This window comes from Thiomicrorhabdus heinhorstiae, assembly GCF_013391765.2.
Classification (GTDB): Bacteria; Pseudomonadota; Gammaproteobacteria; order Thiomicrospirales; family Thiomicrospiraceae; genus Thiomicrorhabdus; species Thiomicrorhabdus heinhorstiae.
In genome coordinates, this window is sequence record NZ_JACBGI020000034.1 from 1 (window position 1) to 21381 (window position 21381).

General features: G+C 50.9%; 20 protein-coding genes. 7 read left to right on the forward strand and 13 right to left on the reverse strand.

Annotated elements, in window-relative coordinates; all coding sequences use genetic code 11:
• Positions 1 to 53: 53 nt before the first annotated feature.
• The 3 genes from H8792_RS11430 to H8792_RS11440 form a co-directional block, all read right to left on the reverse strand.
• The gene (locus H8792_RS11430; RefSeq protein WP_185979101.1) at positions 54 to 503 is read right to left on the reverse strand and encodes a hypothetical protein; all 450 of its coding nucleotides are present in this window, start codon (positions 501 to 503) and stop codon (positions 54 to 56) included.
• A 65-nt stretch (positions 504 to 568) separates the two neighbouring features.
• A complete protein-coding gene (locus H8792_RS11435) occupies positions 569 to 1783 on the reverse strand; it encodes a BaiN/RdsA family NAD(P)/FAD-dependent oxidoreductase (RefSeq protein ID WP_185979102.1) in 1215 nt (404 codons plus the stop codon).
• Positions 1784 to 1792: 9 nt separating this feature from the next.
• Positions 1793 to 2536, reverse strand: a complete 744-nt coding sequence (locus tag H8792_RS11440) for a competence/damage-inducible protein A (RefSeq protein ID WP_185979103.1) — start codon at positions 2534 to 2536, stop codon at positions 1793 to 1795.
• 89 nt (positions 2537 to 2625) lie between these two features.
• Here H8792_RS11440 and thiD point away from each other — a divergent pair, with 89 nt between their 5' ends.
• On the forward strand, positions 2626 to 3471 hold the full coding sequence (gene thiD, locus H8792_RS11445; protein ID WP_185979104.1) for a bifunctional hydroxymethylpyrimidine kinase/phosphomethylpyrimidine kinase: 846 nt from the start codon (positions 2626 to 2628) through the stop codon (positions 3469 to 3471).
• Here thiD and H8792_RS11450 read toward each other — a convergent pair.
• Positions 3468 to 3701, reverse strand: a complete 234-nt coding sequence (locus H8792_RS11450) for a hypothetical protein (protein ID WP_185979105.1) — start codon at positions 3699 to 3701, stop codon at positions 3468 to 3470. The genes thiD and H8792_RS11450 overlap by 4 nt on opposite strands.
• Before the next feature lie 79 nt (positions 3702 to 3780).
• Positions 3781 to 5787, reverse strand: coding sequence for a bifunctional tRNA (5-methylaminomethyl-2-thiouridine)(34)-methyltransferase MnmD/FAD-dependent 5-carboxymethylaminomethyl-2-thiouridine(34) oxidoreductase MnmC (gene mnmC, locus H8792_RS11455; protein WP_185979106.1), 2007 nt, complete (start codon positions 5785 to 5787; stop codon positions 3781 to 3783).
• 124 nt (positions 5788 to 5911) lie between these two features.
• Here mnmC and msrB point away from each other — a divergent pair, with 124 nt between their 5' ends.
• On the forward strand, positions 5912 to 6325 hold the full coding sequence (gene msrB, locus H8792_RS11460) for a peptide-methionine (R)-S-oxide reductase MsrB (RefSeq protein WP_185979107.1): 414 nt from the start codon (positions 5912 to 5914) through the stop codon (positions 6323 to 6325).
• A 10-nt stretch (positions 6326 to 6335) separates the two neighbouring features.
• Complete coding sequence (locus H8792_RS11465) at positions 6336 to 8480, forward strand: tRNA(Met) cytidine acetyltransferase TmcA (protein ID WP_185979108.1); 2145 nt, start codon at positions 6336 to 6338, stop codon at positions 8478 to 8480.
• A 51-nt stretch (positions 8481 to 8531) separates the two neighbouring features.
• On the opposite strand, the gene purU is transcribed toward H8792_RS11465, so the two are convergent.
• Together purU and H8792_RS11475 are read right to left on the reverse strand one after the other, a co-directional pair.
• Positions 8532 to 9389 (reverse strand): formyltetrahydrofolate deformylase, encoded by an 858-nt coding sequence (gene purU, locus H8792_RS11470; RefSeq protein WP_185979109.1) that lies wholly within the window; start codon positions 9387 to 9389, stop codon positions 8532 to 8534.
• 167 nt (positions 9390 to 9556) lie between these two features.
• A complete protein-coding gene (locus tag H8792_RS11475; RefSeq protein WP_185979110.1) occupies positions 9557 to 9985 on the reverse strand; it encodes a rhodanese-like domain-containing protein in 429 nt (142 codons plus the stop codon).
• Positions 9986 to 10289: 304 nt separating this feature from the next.
• On the opposite strand from H8792_RS11475, the gene xthA reads away from it, so the two are divergent.
• On the forward strand, positions 10290 to 11111 hold the full coding sequence (gene xthA / locus H8792_RS11480; protein WP_185979111.1) for an exodeoxyribonuclease III: 822 nt from the start codon (positions 10290 to 10292) through the stop codon (positions 11109 to 11111).
• 39 nt (positions 11112 to 11150) lie between these two features.
• Positions 11151 to 11831: an NAD(P)H-flavin reductase gene (locus H8792_RS11485; protein WP_185979112.1), complete on the forward strand. Its 681-nt coding sequence runs from the start codon at positions 11151 to 11153 to the stop codon at positions 11829 to 11831.
• Between the two features lie 75 nt (positions 11832 to 11906).
• On the opposite strand, the gene H8792_RS11490 is transcribed toward H8792_RS11485, so the two are convergent.
• From H8792_RS11490 to hemC, 4 genes are read right to left on the reverse strand one after another with little or no spacing between them, the layout of a single operon-like run.
• Positions 11907 to 13082: a heme biosynthesis HemY N-terminal domain-containing protein gene (locus H8792_RS11490; protein WP_185979113.1), complete on the reverse strand. Its 1176-nt coding sequence runs from the start codon at positions 13080 to 13082 to the stop codon at positions 11907 to 11909.
• A gap of 1 nt (position 13083) precedes the next feature.
• Positions 13084 to 14475, reverse strand: a complete 1392-nt coding sequence (locus tag H8792_RS11495) for a coiled-coil domain-containing protein (RefSeq protein ID WP_185979114.1) — start codon at positions 14473 to 14475, stop codon at positions 13084 to 13086.
• Positions 14476 to 14497: 22 nt separating this feature from the next.
• Complete coding sequence (locus H8792_RS11500) at positions 14498 to 15271, reverse strand: uroporphyrinogen-III synthase (RefSeq protein ID WP_185979115.1); 774 nt, start codon at positions 15269 to 15271, stop codon at positions 14498 to 14500.
• 12 nt (positions 15272 to 15283) lie between these two features.
• Positions 15284 to 16225, reverse strand: a complete 942-nt coding sequence (gene hemC, locus H8792_RS11505) for a hydroxymethylbilane synthase (protein ID WP_185979116.1) — start codon at positions 16223 to 16225, stop codon at positions 15284 to 15286.
• Positions 16226 to 16446: 221 nt separating this feature from the next.
• On the opposite strand from hemC, the gene H8792_RS11510 reads away from it, so the two are divergent.
• Both H8792_RS11510 and argH read left to right on the forward strand, forming a co-directional pair.
• The gene (locus H8792_RS11510) at positions 16447 to 17007 is read left to right on the forward strand and encodes a thioredoxin family protein (RefSeq protein WP_185979117.1); all 561 of its coding nucleotides are present in this window, start codon (positions 16447 to 16449) and stop codon (positions 17005 to 17007) included.
• On the forward strand, positions 17000 to 18400 hold the full coding sequence (argH, locus tag H8792_RS11515; protein WP_185979118.1) for an argininosuccinate lyase: 1401 nt from the start codon (positions 17000 to 17002) through the stop codon (positions 18398 to 18400). The genes H8792_RS11510 and argH overlap by 8 nt, the downstream gene beginning before the upstream one ends.
• Before the next feature lie 76 nt (positions 18401 to 18476).
• Here argH and H8792_RS11520 read toward each other — a convergent pair whose 3' ends face one another.
• Both H8792_RS11520 and H8792_RS11525 read right to left on the reverse strand, forming a co-directional pair.
• Positions 18477 to 18995, reverse strand: a complete 519-nt coding sequence (locus H8792_RS11520) for an adenine phosphoribosyltransferase (protein WP_185979119.1) — start codon at positions 18993 to 18995, stop codon at positions 18477 to 18479.
• Positions 18996 to 19135: 140 nt separating this feature from the next.
• The coding region (locus H8792_RS11525; protein WP_228767110.1) for a beta strand repeat-containing protein at positions 19136 to 21381 on the reverse strand (2246 nt) is incomplete at its 5' end.

Sequence of the window (21381 nt, forward strand, 5' to 3'; positions counted from 1 at the left end):
ATTATAAATATTTTATATAATAGAATTCATTAATATCTAGATAAGCTCTTATTTTACTGAAGAGTCGCTCCCTGTAAAGAGCGCATGAACGGTTCCAACACATCTTTTTCTTGGGCGTATTTCATCAACAATCCCAACACGGCCTGATCTTCATGCTGCGAGGCGATTCGCGCGGCCAACTGATACTCTTTTCCGGTCACTCCACCGCTGAATCCTCCCAACTCAAGCAAAGCTGCGGTCACGCCAACATTTTTCAATAAACACGCCGCCTGCAACGCCTTGACCGACTCGCCAGCCGCATCCTTACCCACTTCCAATTGTGGCGAAACAAAATATTCCTGAACCAGAACCATCGTCATCCAATAGTTCATTTCCGGTTCCGCTTCACTTTCCAAAGCGTGGAGAAACATCTCCTTCGGATCAGTATTATGCTTCAGCACCAAGGTTTTGACGATATTGGAAAAAGAGGCTCGATTCTTTTCGTCAAGATTGAGTAAATTCATATTTGTTCTCGTTTCGTTCTTCTTAATTTTAAATCTATTACTGCCCGTCGGAGCTTACACAAAAGTTACAAAGCATTTCCGCATGCAACCGCCGATGCCCAGGCCCATTGGAAGTTATAGCCGCCGAGCTGACCGGTCACATCCAGTACCTCACCGATGAAATACAGATTCGCGCAACGCTTGCTTTCAAAAGTTTTTGAAGAAATCTCATTGGTATCCACTCCACCCAATGTAACTTCCGCTTTGTCGTAACCGCCATCTTCGCTCGGATACAGACTCCAACGCTGCAATTGCTCTGCCAATGTCTCCAACGCTTCGTCACCGGCATTGCTTAAACGCGCCGGAGCCGGATACAAATTCAACCACATCTGAGTAAATCGCTTCGGCCAGAAAGTGTTTAACCAGTGATGAAAATTGCTGTTTTGCTGACGTATCGCTTTCAATTCGGACAGAACGTCCAAATTCGGCAAAAGATCAATCTCTATCGAATCGCCGTGTCGCCAGTAGTTGGAGATCTGCAGAATTGCCGGCCCGCTCAAACCTTGATGGGTAAATAGCATCGCCTCCTGAAAACTGCGCTCTCTGCAAGAGACCCTCACATCCAGAGACAAACCCGCCAGATCAGAAAAACGCTGCAGCCATTTCCCGGAAAAATTCAACGGCACCAGACCGGGCCGGGTAGCAATCACATTCAAACCGAACTGGCGGGCGATACGATAACCGAAATCCGATGCTTTAAGCTTTGCAAACGACAAGGCTCCGCTGGCAATCACCAGCTTTCGGCACCGCATATCCCCTTGTGAAGTCCTCAACCGAAACCCTTCACCTTCCTGCGAAATCACCTTCTCAATCTCGGTTTTCAATGCGAATTCAACTTGCGCCCAATCGCACTCGGTTCGCAAGATCTGAATCAGATCCGAAGCCCGGTTAGAACAGAACAGTTTACCGAGTTCGCGCTCTTCGTATTCCAGACCGTGACGGTCGACCAGATCGATAAACTCGCGGCTCGGATAGCGCGATAGAGCGCTCTTAACAAAATGCGGATTGCTGCAAACATAATTTTCCGGCGCGGCATTGACGTTGGTGAAATTACACTTTCCACCTCCGGAAATGCGAATTTTTGCTGCCGCCTTCGGTGCATGATCGATAACCAGCACCCGCTTGCCCCGATAACCGGCGGTTGCCGAACACATCAAACCGGCCGCTCCGGCGCCGACAATAATCACATCCCATGTTTCTGCGGCAAAATGATCCGTGGACGCTTGCTTCTCTTCTTTCATAACGGATGCTTACAGCTCCTGCCAATTGGCATCGCGTAGGCGTGCTTCAGCTTTCAATACTTCCAATCCTTCACGCGCGTCTTCGGCTATCCCCTCCACGCCCAGATCGATACGGCGGCGATTCTCGGCATCGATCGTCGGCAGGCTGAACAGCCGAAGTTGTGGAAAGCGCGCTTCAAACTCTTCCATAAAACTGACCCATTCCGACTCCTGACCGTCAAAAATACGAATTCCCAGTTCAACCGTCCGCTCCTGAATCCAGTCGGCATAGTAATGGTCCAGAACCCATTCCATCATCGGCCCGGCCATCATCGGAAAACCGGGCATAAAGTGATGTCCCTGGATCGAAAAACCCGGCACGCGGTTATAGAAATTCGGAATGATCGCCGATCCCTGCGGGTATTCGGCCATACGAACGCGCTGAGGATAAGCCTCCTCTCCGAACTGGGCTTCTATCTCGGAGACAGCCTCCGGATGGGCTTCTATCGGCAAATTCAAAGCCGTTGCCGCTGCCTGGCGGGTGCGATCGTCCGGCGTTGCGCCTATACCGCCAAAACAAAAGACGCATTGATTCTCTGCAAAACTGCGGCTCAGCATGCGCACCAGTAAAGATTCATCGTCGCTCAACATCCAGACCCAGCTGACCGCCAGACCTCTCGGCCGCAACAATGCATTTGCCTGTGCCAGATGCTTATCCTGGCGTTTGGAAGACAATATCTCATCACCAATAATAATCAAACCGATCTCGGGCATATTCCGTTTCCTTCTTACTTTGATCTCAGGGCAAACCACTACCGAACAACGCTCTTTTACCTCATTGGCAATCAGAGTATGATAGCCGAATGACGACCTCTTCCTTGCCTACCGTACTGACTCTGGCCGGCTTCGATCCATCCGGAGGCGCCGGACTGCAAGCGGATATCAAAACCATTCACGCCCTCGGCGGTTATGCCTTAAGCGTCGCTTCGGCTTTCACGGTACAAAACAGCCAAGGCGTTTCCGCCGTTTATGATACCGATCTATTGCAAGGAACCCAAGCGCTCCAACACCTGCATAAAGATTACCAGTGCGACGCAATCAAAATCGGTATGCTGCCGAGCCTGAGCTGGGTGCAGATCTGTCACCGCGAACTGTCGCAGCGCAACCAGGTTCCCAGTGTACTGGACCCTGTTCTGGTGAGCAGCAGCGGCCTGCCGCTCATCGATGAAAACGCCATTCAGGAGATGATTGAAACTCTGTTTCCGCAAGTAACGCTTGTCACCCCCAATCTACCGGAGTTGAATTACTTTTTGGGAACCAATTACCTCGGTCGGCTTGAAGAAATGGAAGAGATCGGACGCCAGTTACGGCAGCTGAAGATTAAAAACGCTTTGATTAAGGGCGGGCATGCACAGGGCGATTTTGCGATTGATTATTTAATCCAGAACCTTGGCGAACGTTTGAGAGTCACGCCCTTTCAGAGCCCGAGAATCCAGGTTCAGCACGATCATGGCACCGGCTGCACCCTTTCGTCGGCGATTGCACTTTACCTTGCCAAAGGCGAAAAACTCGTCACTGCCGTTGCCGAAGCCAAGAGCTATCTCAATCGCGCCCTAAACGAATCCGACCGGCATCAGCCGCACTATCGGCAAGGACCGGCACAAAAAACCCGCCGAGGCGGGCTTCATCACTTTTTTAAACTCGATTAGGAACCGGTCGCCTTTTGCGCTTCATCGGCTGCTTCGCCACCGCTGTCTTTCACATCGGAAATCAAACTTTGCAACTGATCGCCGGTTTTCTCCAGCTGCTCAACCGCTACCAAGGCGTTTTCCAATCCCGCGCGTACCAGATCACGACTGCCCAGCCAGTCGAACATCACCGCAACCGCAATGGCAATCGTAATCCAAATCAACAAACTGATGGCCCCGAAAATTCTCATTATTATTCCGTCCGTTTAAAAATTTTTCTCATTATAGGCAGATTTCCATGTAGAAAGCCACCTACTTTACGCTTTGGGGTTAGAGGTGCATTTTCCCGCTGCGCCACTGACGAATCTGAAAACGTGCCGGATGGGTTGCCTGATAGAGTGACAGCGGAAGCGGAAGCGCCTCGCCATTCATTTCCGCCGCCAGAATTTCCGCCGCCAGAAACACCGACATCAAACCGCGCGGCCCGTGCCCGTTGGAGACATATAACCCCGGCAGATAACGCTGCTCGGGATAACGATACACCGCATGGGTATGCGATTGACTGAAGTAGGCTTGCTGCATAAAATCGGCATCGGCAATCGCTCCGACAATCGGCAAATGGTCCGGCGTCGTCGGACGGAAAGCAATCCGCCCTTCAAGCCCGTTTAAAGCCTGATCTTCCAGCGCTTCCGACCGCAACCAGTCCGGCAAGGCCTGCACGGCATTCTGAAGATTGGTTTTATGCCCCTCGCAAGAGAGTTGCATTCCCATATCCGGCGCTTCAAAAGTCGCACCGCTGACCCAACGGCCGTTTGCGGCCGGCGACGAATAACCGGCATGCGTTACCGCCCGCTTGAGCGGCTGCTGTACCGACAATGAAGCCAAGTGGCTAACCTGACCTTTTACCGGTCGGATAGGCATTGCAAAACGCCGGTTCAAATCCTCATCCAGACTGCCGCTGGCAAAGATGACGCTATCGGCAGAATAGTCACCCCGAGAGGTGTGCAACAGCCAGTTATCGCCGTCCCGCTGCACATCGATCAGTTTGCACTGATAGACGACTTTGATCGCTTCATGCTCTAAACAGGCATCCACGACCGAGCGCGGGAATATCCAGCCGCTACGTGCGTAAAACACTCCGGGATAATTGCTTCTGGTTCCAAGCAGTTCGGATGCTTGTTCGGCATCACATTGCCGGGCAAACGCCTCGCTAAACTCAAAGCGCCCAAAAGCATCCTCTATCGCCTTGACGCTTTTATCGTCGGTTAACATCTGTACCAGACCGTTTAAATCGCCTTGAATCCTGCCCTCTTGAAGCCATTCCTCCAGCCAGTTCAGAGTTGTCTCGTAACCACGCAAATACCACTGGCTGCGAAGATTCCAGTCGGCGGTAATCAACGGATGCAGAGTGCCGGCCAAATTCCCGGAAGCCAGACAGGCCGGCTCGCTATTCTCTTCCAGCACAGTCACCTGCCAGCCGCTCTGGGCCAGTCGATAAGCGACGCTGGCTCCGGCCAGACCGGCACCGACCACCACGGCTCTGCGGCCGGCAATCGTATCGGGCCGAGCAAACCACGGCGCTTTCAAACTGTACGGACGCCTGCGCGGCAAGCGCCCGAAACACATCTCGCGCTTGCGGCCATAGCCGCCATCTTTGTCGACTTCAAATCCTGCCGCCGCCAGACCGCGGCGTACCTCGCCGGCAGCGGTAAAAGTAGCGAAACTGCTACCTTCTTTGCTTAAACGCGCCATCTGCTTATAGAGTTCCGGCTGCCACATTTGCGGATTCTTGGCCGGTGCGAAGCCGTCCAAAAACCAGGCGTCCACCCGGCTGAACTCCGAAGCATCACACTGCGGCAGACCATCGGCAACATCGCCGAACCATAAAGTCAGTCGCACGCGACCGTCAAATAACAAAAGCTCATGCCATCCCGGCAGACTTAACGGATAGGCTTCTCTTAAGGGCTGCGCATAGTCCTGCAAATCGGTATAACAGGCGTGCACTTTTGCCAGATCATCCGGCTTCATAGGGAATTTCTCAAAAGAGATAAAATGCAGCTGCTGATCTACAGTCGTCGATTCCAACCATAATTTGATCGCCGCCAGAAAATTCAGCCCGGAACCGAAGCCGGTTTCGGCAATTCGGAAAGTTGCTCCCGCAGGTAGACGGTTAAATCGTTGCGGTAGATCGTTGTGATCGATAAAATTGTAACGAATCTCTTCAAGGGCATCGTCTTTGGAGAAGTAGATATCGTCAAATTGTATGGAACGTGGCGTTCTGGCATCCACCCAATCGATGTCGGCCGGATGCAGCGCCTTATCTGAACGGCTGGTCATAATGGTATCGTCGTGCGTTTAACGCATGCTGATCGGCTTTATTTACACTGAACCGCATGGCGTCGAAATGAGTTAGGCTGACCGGCCCTGTGCGGGACGAATCAATTCTTCGGGGAGAAATTATATGCCGAAAACCATCGAGAATCCTAAGAGTCTTTCCGAAGCCGACTGGAAAGCCGAGTTAACCGACGAACAGTTTTCCGTCTGTCGTTGCGGCGGCACCGAAGCACCTTTCAGCGGAAAATACTGGGATGTCAAAGCCGCAGGGACTTATCATTGCGCTTGCTGCCACCAACCATTGTTTTCCTCCGAGCACAAATACGACTCCGGTTCCGGCTGGCCGAGTTTCTGGCAACCGATCGACGCTCAAGCGATCAAAGAGAAACTGGATCGTTCTCACGGCATGATGCGCACCGAAGTCGTATGCTCGAACTGTTCCTCGCATCTCGGCCACGTTTTTACCGACGGTCCGGAACCGACCGGACTGCGCTACTGCATTAACTCCGTTTCCCTGGAATTCGTCCCGGCAGCCGGCTGATCTTATCTTAATGCACCCTCTCCGCCGACCATTACACTCCGCCGGTCATCGCCGTCTGCTGATCCTCAGTGGCGACGACGGCTGGCAGCTTGAACAGCTAAAATCCCTCTGGGACCCTGATGAGCGTGTCCTGTATCTGGGCGAAACCGAGCGATCTTTGACGGAAATAGGAACCGTGCCGGAAATCGTCGACGGCAAACAGCTGATGCATTATTTAGGACAGGAATGCGACGGCATCTTGATCGATCTTAATAACGGTCTGAGTGCCAATACTCTCGGAATTTGCGGCGGAATGATCCGTGCCGGAGGCCTGCTGATTCTGTTAACGCCACCGCAAGCGCTTTGGAAAGCCTTGCCCAATCAGGACAACCGACGTTTTTTGAATACCCCTTTCAGGGCAGACGAGATCCGTGGTTATTTTTACCCTTTCCTGATCGGCCGGTTCGAAGAGCTGGTATTAGAGGGATCAATCTTCTGGATTCATCAGGAAATCTGCCAATCCTTGCAAACACTCGAGTTGCCATTACCGACAGATAGCCCCCTTAAACCGCTTGTGGTTCAAGAGAAAATTACTCCGACCGCCGAGCAGATCGAGGCGATGCAGGCCGTGCACAGCGTCGCTTTCGGTCATCGCAAACGCCCGTTACTGATTCATGCCGACCGCGGCCGTGGTAAAAGCGCATTGCTCGGACTGGCAGCCATCGACTGCCTGTTGCAAGGCAAAAGCCGGATCGAAATCACCGCCGCACGCTTTGACCAGGTTGCGGCAAGCTTTCATTTGGCCGAAACGCAGTTGCAGCAATCCGAATTAAGCTATGAAAAAAGCCGTTTTGCTCTGAATTTCCAACACCAGGGACAAAACAAAGTTCTGCGTTTTATTGCCCCCGACGAGTTGCTGAAAACCCCAAGCGGAGCCGATCTGTTGATGGTTGATGAAGCTGCCCATTTGCCGACCCCGCTGCTCAGTCGTCTTTTGCAACAGCATCACCGCATGGTTTTTGCCACGACTCTACACGGTTACGAGGGCAGCGGCCGCGGTTTTGAACTGCGCTTTGCCAAAATTCTCGATCGTTTAACCCCGCACTGGAAACGCTTCCAACTCCAGCAGCCTTTACGCTGGAACGTAGGAGACCCGCTTGAAGCAACCATAAACCACCTGTTGTTACTGAAAACCGATCTGGACTCTAAGATAGAGTTCGACAGTACGGCCAAAATCGTCCGATTCGATGCACCGCAGTTAATCGAACGGACTGATTTGCTGCAATCGCTGTTTACTTTGCTGGTCGGCGCTCACTATCAAACTTCTCCGAATGACTTGCAGCAATTACTGGACGCCCCGAATTTGCAGATTCTATGTGCTCTGAATCACGATGATAAAGTGGTTGGTGTCTGCCTGGCCGTCGAAGAAGGCGGCTTACCAACCGGTCAATCTCATATTCACGGCCATCTGATTCCCCGCCTGCTGGAGAAAAACTACGCCGATCAAGACTTTTTACAACTGAAAACCTGGCGCATTATGCGCATTGCCGTCCACCCCGATTTACAGCGTCTGTCAATCGGCAAGTCCCTGATTGAACGGCTTACCAAAGATGCCGAAAGCGTCGGTGTCGATTATCTGAGCAGCAGTTTCGGCGTCACTCCCGACCTGCTGCCTTTCTGGTTCAATCAAGGTTTCCGCACCGCTCATCTGGGAGTCAAACGCGATAAAGCCAGCGCAACGCATGCCTTGGCCGTAGCGCGCGCGCTCACAGTGAAAGCAGCACAACAACTTGAGCGGATCGGCACGGCTTTTCAGCGGCAATTACCGCATCTATTGATGGAAGGCGTGTTTCACGAAACCGACAACCAGCTGCTATGGTCAATCCTCGCCGATCAGAATCAGCAACCGGAATTGGAAACGGATCAATACGCGTCGGTTCTGCAAGCCTATATCGGTGGAAATCGGCCCTATGAGGCGATTAGCGGAATACTTTGGCAATGGAGTCTGCAGCAAGCCGTTGGCTTGTTACAACAATCACGAATGGATCAGCTCGATGTACTGATGGACAAGGTATTAAAGAAGCGCTCCTGGCAAACTGTCTCTCAAACACATCAACTCGCCGGCAGGCGAGGCGTAGAAGAGACCTTAAAAGCACTGTTGAAGCAGATGCTATAAAAAAGCCGGAGATCAACCCCGGCTTTCTTTCCTGACAAACTGCTCGCCGTATCAGTCGGCAAAAACCACGGTTTTATTGCCGTGAATCAAAACGCGGTCTTCAAGATGGTAACGCAAACCGCGAGCCAACACGGTTTTCTCGACATCGCGGCCCAGACGCTTCATATCATCGATAGTGTGCGAATGAGTGATGCGGATAACATCCTGCTCAATAATCGGTCCGGCATCCAATACTTCGGTAACGTAGTGACAGGTTGCCCCGATCAGTTTCACCCCGCGCTCGCTCGCTTGATGATACGGGCGCGCCCCGACAAACGACGGCAGGAAACTATGGTGAATATTGATGACCTGTCCGGAGTAATCGGAACACATCTGCGGCGGCAGAATCTGCATATAACGTGCCAGCACAATCACTTCCGCGCCATATTGCTCGACCAGCTGCTCGGTTTCGGAAAATGCCTGCGGCTTGCTTTCCGGAGTCACCGGGATATGATGAAACGGAATCCGATACCACTCGACCATCGAACGCAAATCGTCATGGTTGGCAATTACGCACACCACTTCACCCGGAAGCTCGTCTTCATGCCAGCGATGCAGCAGATCAGCCAGACAGTGCGATTCTTTGGAAGCAAACAGCGCAATCTTTTTCGGCTTGGCGGAATCCGAAACATACCACTGCATCTCAAATGCTTTGCCAATCGCTTCAAATCCCTCGGAAAAAGCTTCCAGACCGCCTGATAAAGAGTCCGCCAAAATTTCGTGACGCATAAAAAACCAACCGTTGGCTTGATCGGTATGATGGTTGGCTTCGACGATGGTTCCGCCCTGTTCGGCAATATATTGCGCAACAGCCGCAACGATACCTACCTGATCTGGACAGGAAATCACTAAACGATAAACGTGACTCATATAATCTTCTCTCTAAATACAATAATGGCCGCAAAACTGCAGCGGCCAATTTCCTTGAAAACGCAAAAAAGCCCGACCGAAAGATCTCTGAATCATGAACTTATTCTGTGCTTCCGAACCTGCAACAAACTATACAGGATTTTAAAAAATGATCGAGTGCTTAAAACTTAAACGACGCAAGGCTCTTTAAGCACAACAGTGGAATTTTCGGTAGACGGCATTTCCGTCTCTTTGCCGGCGGCCAGCCAGGCGTCCATGCCGCCAACCATATTTACCACTTTCGAAAAACCCATCTGCTGCAAGATATCGGTTGCCAATGCAGCACGTCCACCGGATTTACACACCACAACCCATGGATCTTCGCGATGATCGCGCAACGCCGGATTCGCTCCTGCATATTCCAGATCGGCCGCCGGTTCCAAAACGCCACGCGGGATATTGATCGCGCCGGGAATCGCAGCCGCCAAGTATTCACCCGGTTCACGAACGTCAAGAATACGATAACCGCTTTGCATCAACTCCTGCGCTTTATCCAAATCGACTTCATTAATTCGGCCTTTAGCTTCCAGAATGTATTCCATCATCGTTTTGCTCATTTGCTATCCTCCACTTTAACTGCGCGACTTAAAGCCGCAATGTGCGCCAATAATAAACGATTGATTTTAGCGCGCCCTAAAAAAAATTACAGACTAATTTAGCTTATGCCGCCATTTTTCCATACAACTCGGAAAATATCTCTTGTCACATGCTGACAATTCTTGAATAACCACACCAAGACCCGGGTAAAGAAAGCTCGAAAGGCTGCTAAGCATATTAATTTTCAGGATTTTCCGCTATAATCCTTGCTCCGTTTAAGTCAGGGTCGCCTGAAAAATTCCGCTAAATCTTCGGGAGCAGAACATGAAAATCGTCTCTTTTAATACCAATAGCGTCCGGCTGAGACTGCATCAGTTGCAAGCCTTAACCGAGCAGCAGGCTCCGGACATTATCGGATTACAAGAAACCAAAGTTCAGGATCACGAGTTCCCGCTGCAAGAGCTGAATGACATGGGTTATGAAGCGGCTTTCATGGGACAGAAAACCCACTACGGCGTCGCACTTCTGTATCGCAAAGGGATCGAGCTTCTCTCACTGCAAAAAGGCTGGAAACATGACAACGAAAGCGCCCAGAAACGGATGATCATCGGGGATTTCCGTCTAGAAGACGGAACCGAAGTCCGGGTGGTTAACGGTTACTTCCCACAGGGCGAAAATCGCGAGCATCCGGTAAAATTTCCGGCGAAACAAAAATTTTATGCCGACCTGATGGACTACCTGCAAACCGACTGCGACCCACAACAAAATCTGGTGGTGATAGGAGACTTCAATATCTCTCCGACCGATCTGGATATCGGCATTGGCGAAGCCAACCGCAAACGCTGGCTGCGTGACGGTAAAACCAGCTTCCTACCGGAAGAACGCGAGATGTGGGGCAAATTGGTCGACTGGGGACTGTTCGATACCTTCCGTACCGTTAACCCGGAAACGAATGATGTCTTTAGCTGGTTTGATTACCGCTCCAAAGGCTTTGATCGCGAACCGCGTCGTGGACTGCGTATCGATACAGTATTGGCAACTGCGCCGTTAAACCAGAAGACAAAATCCAGCGAAGTCGGTTACAACATCCGCGGCATGGAAAAACCATCCGATCACGCACCGGTCTGGACCGAATTCCAAATTTAATTTTCATTACCGAAATAGAAAAAGATTAAGAGCATTTTCATGGCCGAAGCCACACACCTTATGATTGCGGTTCAGGTAGAAACCCTGGCGCCGAACATTGTCCGCTTGTTTTTGAAGGCCGAACACCCGATCTCTTATTCGGCCGGTCAGTACGTTATGCTTGGTTTCGACACCGAAGAGTTGAAGCCTTTTTCGATCGCTTCGGCACCGCGTGAAGACGGACTGCTGGAATTCCATATCCGTAACCATGACAACAGTAACTGGATGAAACGTTTGGTTGAGGTCAAGACCGGTGATCGTCTGGTCATGCAAGGGCCGAAAGATCAAATGAGTCTTCAACCGGCTCATCAACCGATTATCTTCGTTGCCGGCGGGACCGGGTTCTCGCCATTAAAAGCGATGCTGGACGAATTACTCCGTCACGATATTGAAGTGCCGATCCACTTCTTCTGGGGCGCGCGCCGCAGAGAAGAGCTTTATCTGCATAACGAGATGATCGAGCTTAGCCAACAGCACGGCAATCTGGATTATATTCCGGTCATCTCCGATAACTTCCACGACTGGAATGGACTGACCGGTCTGGTGCATAAACAGGTGTTGGCGATGTTCCCGAACCTGCATCATCATACGCTGTACATCTGCGGCCCCTGGGGCATGATAGAAACCGCCAAAGCGGAATTCCTCGCAGCCGGTTTAGACGAAAAAAACTGCATCCATTAATTTCTATCTGTTTTAGAAACACGAACGCCGCGAACTTCGCGGCGTTGTTATTTACGGCATTGGAAACCGACTGTTTTATGCTTTCTTTTCCAACTGCAAAATCGCTTCCTTATAGGTTAAAGCCGCCTGGCTCTCCTGCCCTTCGGACTCATAGCACTGCGCTAAAGCGTGGAAAGTTTCCACTTGCGGTTCGAGCCGTAAACTCTGCTTGAGATAACTCTGCCCCAAGCCCCAGAGCTGGCTCTGACAGGCCAGGCGTCCCAAGGTCAGCAAAAGGATCGGATTCGATTCACGCCCTTTAAGCCACTTCTCGGAAGTTTTCAAACGGTCGAAAGCCGGCCCGAGAGTCAAACGTCCGTACTGATATACCAAACGGTCGTCCCACTGTTTTTTCAGAGCCTGTTCCAACCACTGCGCCAAACCGACTTCCTGACCCCAGCCCAAACAGCGCTCGACATATTCGGCCAGAATCTCAGGCATCAACTTCTGCTTAGGCGAAAGCGCCTGCCATAAACGATCCAGAGTTTCTTCATCGGCAGCAACGGCTAACTGCCCGGCCCAAAGCTCTTTTTCCAAAGCGACCAGCTGCTCTTTTTGCAACACCTTATGTTTTTTCAATAATGGCATCAAATCGCGGATTCGCTGCCACTGCGCCAGTTGCTTCAATACCGCAACCAGCTCGGCCAGAACCGTTGGATGATTCGGGTTTTCCGAATAAAGCCCGTCAAGAACACCTAACGCTAATTGCGGCGATTTTTCGCTTAGCAGTCGCGATTCAACCAGCCCGATGGTGACGTAATCTTCCGGGTATTGCTCACGCGCCTGCAGAAGATAGTTATCCCGACGCGCATCGGCTCCTTGGTTATGAGCCATTTTCGCAGCACTAAGATAATGCACCAGACCGGCTTCGCTCTGTTTGGCACTTTTAATCAAATACTTTTCGGCTTTCTGCCAGTCACCATACTCAAGCGCGATCATCCCTTCAGCCATAGTGCTTTCTGCCTTGCTGTAGCGCCGCATTCTGCGACGATTACGCCAGAATTTCGGAAAACGCCACAGGTTCCACAGCAGACGAATCAACGCATAGCCACCGATGAATCCGATCACTACCGCCGCGATCAAAAAACTCAGACTGGTTTCGATTACCCAGTTATTCCACGCCATCGAAACCTGACCGTTATCGTAAAGCATCAGGCTTGTCAGCAAGGTTCCGGCAACCAGTACCAGCGCCCAAATCACGATCTGTTTCATATCAGTTTACGCCCTCCCCTGAAGCGGAGTCGGCATCCGAGCTTAGACCGCTACTCTGCAAAATCGCCAAGGGTTGCGGTTGTTTAAACTCAACTTCGCGCAGAGGCAGTAAAACCTTTTGCATGCCGTTTTCGGCTTGCGGAAAATGCTGTTTAGCAAAGGCTTCAATCTCTTTTTCGGCTTCCTTGTATTGAGAAGCATCGCGGGTTTCCGCTGCCCACTGCAAACGATCCACCAGAAGTAACAAACGTTGTTTCAACACCTGTTGCATCAACAGGCTCTCGACCTTGGTCATATCCTCTTCGCCGTCACGTTTTTTGATCGAAACCAATTGTGAAAAACGCTGCAATAACGCCTGCCATGCACTGGCTTGATCAACCATTTCGATGCCTGCATCCGGCTTGCTCTCCTGCGGAATGACGACTTGCTTGTCGGGCAGCTGCAGACTCAAATTTTTAACCGCATCGCGCAATGCATCAAGTTGCGGCATCTGAACCTTCTGCTGCTGTCCGAAAAGTTTCAGATAGGTGATATCTTCACCGATCAGGCGCGATAGATGCTGGGCATTCTGCGGACGGCTGAAAATAATCGCCTGTTCCAATGCCAACAACTGCTGCTGAGTCGCTTCCGGCTCGGCTTTTAACAACCATTGGGTATTGATCGCTAGAATCCACTCCTGCAACTGCAGGCTGGTCAAGATTTTATCCTTCTGCGGACTCGCTTCTGCAACTGGCTTCTTCTCCCACAGCTTAGCAATTTCCTGCCCCATGTCATTCAATTTCTGCTGCCACTGCTGCTCCAAATCCTTGAAGCCTTGCAGGGTCTCTTCATCCGGTTTGACGGCCTCTCCGACCTGATTAAGCTTCTCGGCGAACTGTTCACTCAGCTGAGCCAGCCTAGATTGCAATTGATCCAGTTGTTCCTGAGTCGCCTGCTGAATGGCCTGCAGATCCCCCTGGCTGACTAAAGGTTTGTTGTCCGGGTTCTGTGTCGCTTTGGCAAGCTCTTTCTGCAATTTCTCATTCAGTGCAGTTTCCTGTAATTGCAACTGAGTCTTCAGCTGTGCCTGCTGCTCATTTAAAGCGGCGACCTGCGCTTGCAGACGATTGATATGATCCACTTCCCAGTCGTTATTCGGTCGACTGTATACCAAGGCAGCCGCAACTCCGATCAACAATCCTCCCCAGACGAACTGTTTGATATTACGACGCAGAAAAGAAGGGCCCGAAGGAGGTTTAGAACTCTGCTTTCGGGATGAAGACTTCGCCTCTTCAGAAGCAGGCTTTGCGTCATCTTCACCGTCAGTTTTGGAAGCCTTTTGATAGAGGTTTTCGGCCATTACTTCCCCTTCGTAGACCGAACCGCCGTTGGAGGAATGTTGTTGTTCTGACATAGCTATTTTCCCAAAATGAGCATTATTGATTGATAAGCCGGAACATGGTTTCGACCACGCTCTCGTCACTCTGTGTTGCAACGACTTCAATCGCCGCCGGCCAGCCGTCCTGCCGGATAAACTCCCCAATTCTCTCGCTGAACACGATGGCTGCAAAAATACCATGCCACGGCGAGGCTTGCTCTTTTAACATCGTCTGCATGGCAAGGTAACTATCGACACTGCTAAACAGAATGACCGGTTTCGGAGCTTGCTTAAACTCCTGCCAGGAAGCGGAACACAAAGGAGCCTGACAACGTTTATAGAGATCTAATTCGATCACCTGCGCACCTCGATCAGTCAGTGTTTCCGCCAGCTTGCGCCGCCCTCCCAGGCCTTTCAGCAACAGAATCCTCTGCCCCTTGAGCTCTTGCATCGACACATCCGCCAGCAGAGTTTCACTGTCGAATTGTTCCCGACTTAAACAGTTCAGCTCGATCCCAAGCTGCTGACCGGCCTTACGGGTTTTTGCTCCGATTGCTAACCAGCGCGCCGTCTTAACGGCGGCTCGGCATTCAGCCGCCTCATCGGCATGCATTTTCTGCAAACCGTGCGCCCAGGACTGCAAGGCATTAGCGCTGGTGACAATGACCTGATCGAAACCGCCCGGTACGTTCGTGCAGGAAAAATCGTACAAGCGGATCTGCAAGGTCGGACACGGAAAACTCTTCACACCCAACGCATCCATCGCTTGTTGCAACCCGGTCGCCTGCTCCGCCGGACGTGTATTTAAAAAAGCGAAATCTTCACAGGCCACTCGATAACCTGCTCAACCTTTATGTAAATCGTCGGCGTAGACTTCGTCCAGAATCTGCTTGGCGCCTTGTTCCAGTAATGCTTCGGCCAATTGCACACCCAACTGCTGGGCATCCGCTGCCAAACCGCGGATTTCCGAACGCAGAATACGGCTGCCGTCCAGAGTGCCTACCAGACCACGGACATAGATATGCTCACCTTCCAATTCGGCAAATACGCCGATCGGAACCTGACAACCACCTTCCAAACGGTGGTTCATCGCACGTTCGGCCGTGGTTCGAATTTGCGTTTGCGGGTGATTTAATACCTGAATCAGATCGAAAACTTCCTGATCTTTCGAGAAATATTCAATTCCCAAAGTCCCTTGGGTCACCGCCGGTAAACAGGTCTCAGGAGACAGTTCATGACGAATACGTTCGTCAAGCCCCAAACGCTGCAAACCCGAGGTAGCCAACACAATAGCATCGTACTCACCGGCGTCCAGTTTACCCAGACGGGTACCGACATTACCTCGCAAGTCTTTTACGATCAGATCCGGTCTCAAAGCCATTAACTGTGCTTTACGACGCAGGCTGGAAGTTCCTAAAACAGCACCCTGCGGCAAATCTTCGAAAGAAGCGTATTGATTGGATACGAAGGCGTCGGTTGGTGCATGACGTTCTAAAATCGCTCCCAAAGCGAAACCTTCCGGCAATTCCATCGGCACATCTTTCATTGAATGCACGGCAATATCCGCTTCCCCCGCCATCATGCGGTCTTCCAGTTCTTTGGTAAACAGGCCTTTTCCACCGATTTTAGCCAAGGGAACATCCAGAATCTTATCGCCTTTGGTCGACATAGGTAACAACTCAACCTGTAAACCGGGATAAGCTTTTTCCAACTCCGATTTAACAAATTCAGCCTGCCACATGGCAAGAGGGCTTTTACGAGTTGCGATACGTAATGTCTTTTTCATTTAAACTCCAATTGATCGGCGACTACTGCACGCAAAGCGAGTTTCGGAAACGGCAGTAAAATTAAATTAACGCAAATAAAACATCCCCCATTTTACTAAAATACCCGCAAAGTTTTAGTTAAAATAGAAACCGTTTGCGAAGGGTTTAGAACACATCAGGCCATCACAACCGGTTAAAAAATACGACAGGTTGCGCTTTGACGTTATTTCACAGCATAGCAATGAAACGATTACTGACTTATGTTGGCATATTCTTGGCGCTTAGCGGGTCACTACCGACGAATGCTCAGCCGGCCACCTCTATGCAGGAACTACGTAACCTACAAGAACTGAGCGCTCAAGCACGCCTGAATAAATTGCCGATCATGCTTATGTTCGGTGCCGAATGGTGCGAATACTGTGAACTGCTACGCGAGGAAGTTCTAGACCCGATGGCTGCCGGAGGCCTTTACGAAGGCAAGGTCGTGCTGATGCGCCACGTTGGAGTCGATGAACCCGACCCCTTAATCGATTGGGAAGGAAAACCGATACAAAAATCTCGCTGGGCTTACCGCCTGGATGCTGACCTGACCCCGACGATTCTCTTCTTTGACGGCCAGGGGAAAGAAGTGGCTCCGCGAATTGTCGGCATTGCCGAGATTACGCTGTTTACCAATGTGATCCACCGGAATTTAAACATTGCCTATCGCAATATGGGACTCGATAAACGAATTCCGCCGACGGCCGAGCTGTTAGAAATTCAGCAGACAAAACAAAACTTAAATCGAGAGTCGAATGAGTAACAACCAACACAACCAAGAAAAACTATCCAGCGCCCGTTTCAGTGAAGCGACCGACGCTTTTGTAGAAGCCTTTACCGCATCCATCGAATTTGACCAGCGCATGTACAAACAGGATATTCAAGGCTCTATCGCCCATGCGACCATGTTGAGCAAAGTCGGTATCCTGACCGAAGAAGAAAAAAACAACATCGTCAACGGCCTGAATCAGGTACAAAGCGAAATCGAAAACGGCGAATTCGGCTGGTCAATCAAGCAAGAAGATATTCACATGAATATCGAAGCGCGCCTGACGCAACTTATCGGCATTACCGGCAAGAAACTGCACACCGGACGTTCGCGAAACGACCAGGTCGCCACCGACATTCGCCTGTATATGCGAGATGAGATCGACACCATTATTCCGGAAATGATCCGTCTGCAGCAAGGCCTGGTCGAATTGGCTGAACGAGAAGCCGACAGCATTATGCCGGGCTTTACCCATCTGCAAACCGCCCAGCCGGTCACTTTCGGCCACCACATGATGGCGTGGTTTGAAATGATCAAACGAGATCTGGAACGTTTGCAGGACTGCCGCAAGCGCGTCAATACCATGCCGCTAGGTTCCGCCGCATTGGCCGGAACGACTTATCCGATCGACCGCACCATCACTGCCGAACTACTGCAATTCGACCGCATCAGCGAAAACTCGTTGGACGGTGTCTCCGATCGCGATTTTGCCATCGAATTCACCCACTTCGCGGCCACCCTGATGATGCACCTGTCACGCTTCTCGGAAGAATTGGTTTTATGGTCTTCGGCACAATTCCAATTTATCGACCTGCCGGATCGCTTCTGTACCGGTTCTTCGATTATGCCGCAGAAGAAAAACCCGGACGTGCCGGAACTGGTACGCGGAAAAACCGGACGTGTTTACGGCCATCTGATGAGCCTGTTGACCTTAATGAAATCGCAACCGTTGGCTTATAACAAAGATAATCAGGAAGACAAAGAACCGTTATTCGACACCGTTGACACCGTCAAAGGCAGTTTGAGAGCCTTTGCCGATATGGTTCCGGCGATTATCGTTAAACGTGAAATGACTTATGAAGCAGCGAAACGCGGTTTCTCGACAGCAACCGACCTAGCCGACTACCTGGTTGGAAAAGGGTTGGCTTTCCGCGACTCTCACGAAGTCGTCGGGTTGGCCGTTGCGCACGGCGTTAAGACCGGGCAAGACCTATCGGAAATGTCATTGGAAACCTTGCAAGGTTTCAGCGATAAAATTACCGATGACGTTTTTGAAGTGCTGACACTGGAAGGTTCGGTGGCGGCACGTAATCATCTGGGCGGAACCGCACCGGATCAAGTCCGTGCCGCCGTGATCCGTGCCAAGGCGTATCTGCAAAGCCTGTAAAATTCGTTTACGCGCGAAAAGGAAAACGGCAGACAGATCCAATTTGTCTGCCGTTTTTATGCCGATAATCGATCCATCAGTCTTCCAGTTGAATCACCGAACGCACCGGCATATCCTTATAGCGAAACTGATTCAAAGCGACTAGATCCACCACACACGCCATACCTGCGACTTCATAGCCAACCTTCTCACACAATTCAGCCGCCGCCCCCATGGAACCTCCCGTGGCAATCAGATCGTCCAATAAAACCACTCGGCTTCCGTCGCCTTTTTGCATTTCCAAAGCGTCGCTACCGTATTCCAAACCGTAGGCGATGGAAGCACAAACATTTGGCAATTTCCCCGGTTTACGAACCTTAATGAAACCCTTATTGTGTTTATACGCCAGACCAGCGGCAAAAATAAACCCGCGCGACTCGATACCGGCCAAACAGTCAATCGACGCCCACTCTTCTTCGGAAAAGAGCTCGCTTAAGGCATCGATCGTCTCATTAAAGTGCGACTTGAGAAGAGGGGAAATATCACTAAAAAGAATCCCGGGTTTTGGAAAATCCGGAACTTGATCTAAATATTGTGCAAGAGGATGTAACGCCATAGAATTGGTCCAAATATTGAAAAACCTTGTTATTTTAATCAATTACCAAGGGCGAAAAAACAAAAAACCGCCGACACCCGTAATGAATGCCGACGGCATACTAAGCGACCAAGCCTTTGCAGAGGCTGAATCAGACTTTCTTAGCCTTGCGACGAATCGTTATTGGTGTGAGTATTCAATAGAATGCTCAACAAACCGCCTCCGACATCCGCAGAAGTCGTACTTCCGCCGGAAGAAACCGTTGTTTCCGCATCGGCAACTTCGTTATCGCTACCAAGAGCTGAACCAAGCAGCCCATCCAGGGTATCACCGACGGTAGACGTTAGATCGCCAATCAGATCTCCGGCATCCAATGGATTCGCATCCGTCGCGTCGCCTGCTGCTCCACTGACGGTATTTAAAGCCCCATCAAGTACCCCGCTTACCTGCTCAACAACCCCGGAAAGTTCGGAACTATCCGCCAAAGAAGTATCTGCCAATACGGATTCCAAAGTACCTGTAACCGAATCGACCAGTCCGCCGACATCGGCTAGCTCCGTTACTGTACCGTTTAAGGTATCGCCAAGCTGACCGACAACCTGCTCAACAACCCCGTTGACTTCTCCGCTATCCGCCAGGCTGGTATCGCCCAAGACGCCTTCCAGACCACCGATTACCGTATCGGCCAAACTTCCCAAATTGAGCAGATCGCTGGTAGAATCAAGACCCGATAGCAATGAATCGTCACCCAGTACCGAAGTTAATTCTTCACCGACTTGGCCCAAAAGGTCTTCGCTATCAATGGCATCATCAAAACCATTCTGGCTCAAAATGCCATCCAAAGTAGATTGCACCGTATCAATCAATTCGCCATTGTCTAGTAATTCGGCAATATCTGTCGGATCACTGCCCAAAGCACTGCTCAGCTCACTGGAAACCTGGTCGACAATGCCGCCTATATCGGCAATGTCCGCCAAGGAGGAAGTATTTAGAATCGACTCAATCGTTGCCGTGACCGTAGAAATCAAATCTTCAGGCTGAACAAGTGCAGTCACACCATCCAGAAGAGTCGAAGCTCCCGAAGTGTCTCCGCTTAAGATATCCCCAACCTGGGTCGTAACTTCATCAACTATCTGGTCCACTCCACTTAAATCAATGCCGGCAACATCTTCCACGACATCGGTCACTCCGGCTTCAAGCTGATCGATAGACCCCGAACTGCCGACAAAATTATCGATGGACTCCCCAAGTGAGTCTTCACCGGTCAAGAGTTTTTGCACATCGGTTGTTAACTGATCTTCCGGCTGATCGATCGCTCCCAGATTCGTACCCAATGCATCATAAACAATATCGGTAACACCATCAACCACCTGATCTGCAGAACCCTGCTCTCCAAGCAAGCTTCCAACGGCATTGTCTAAAACATCAGCTACTCCACCCAGTAGGTCAGAGACTCCGGTGGTGACACTATCGAGCGGCTCATCTAAAGCACCCAAATTGATTCCCAAGGTCTCGTCAACGATATCGGTTACACCGTCAACTACCTGGTCGACCGAGCCTTGCTCTCCTAGCAGGCTATCCACTGTTTCAACTAGGTCAGCTTCCCCAGTCAATAGGTTCTCGACATCGGTCGTGACATTATCCAGAGGCTGATCAACTGCTCCCAAATTCGTGCCCAATGTTTCATCAACAATATCGGTGACACCGTCAACCACCTGGTCGACCGAGCCTTGCTCACCCAGCAGACTATCTACTGTTTCAACCAGATGAGCTTCCCCGGTCAATAGGTTTTCGACATCGGTCGTGACATTGTCCAGAGGCTGATCAACCGCTCCCAGATTAGTTCCCAAGGTCTCGTCAACCATATCGGTGACACCATCAACCACCTGGTCGACTGAGCCTTGTTCGCCCAGCAGACTATCTACTGTTTCAACCAGGTCAGCTTCCCCGGTCAATAGGTTTTCGACATCGGTCGTGACATTGTCCAGAGGCTGATCAACCGCTCCCAAATTCGTGCCCAATGTTTCATCAACAATATCGGTTACACCGTCAACCACCTGATCGACCGAGCCTTGCTCACCCAACAGACTATCAGCTCCTCCACCAATAACGTCCGTCACACCGGAAACAATACCTTCAACAGTATCTGTTAGACTATCCAAAGGATCATCCAGAGCACCTGTATTCGTACCCAGAAGACCATCGACGATATCAGTCACACCGTCGACAATCTGATCTACAGAACCTTGGTCACCGAGAAGATTCTCAACGGTTTCACCTAAATCAGCCTCACCGGTCAGCAGATCTTCAATATCATTCGTCAATTCGTCGACCGGTTCGTCAAGTGCTCCCAGATCCGTGCCGAGCAAGTCATCGACTACATCCGTTACTCCATCGACGACCTGAT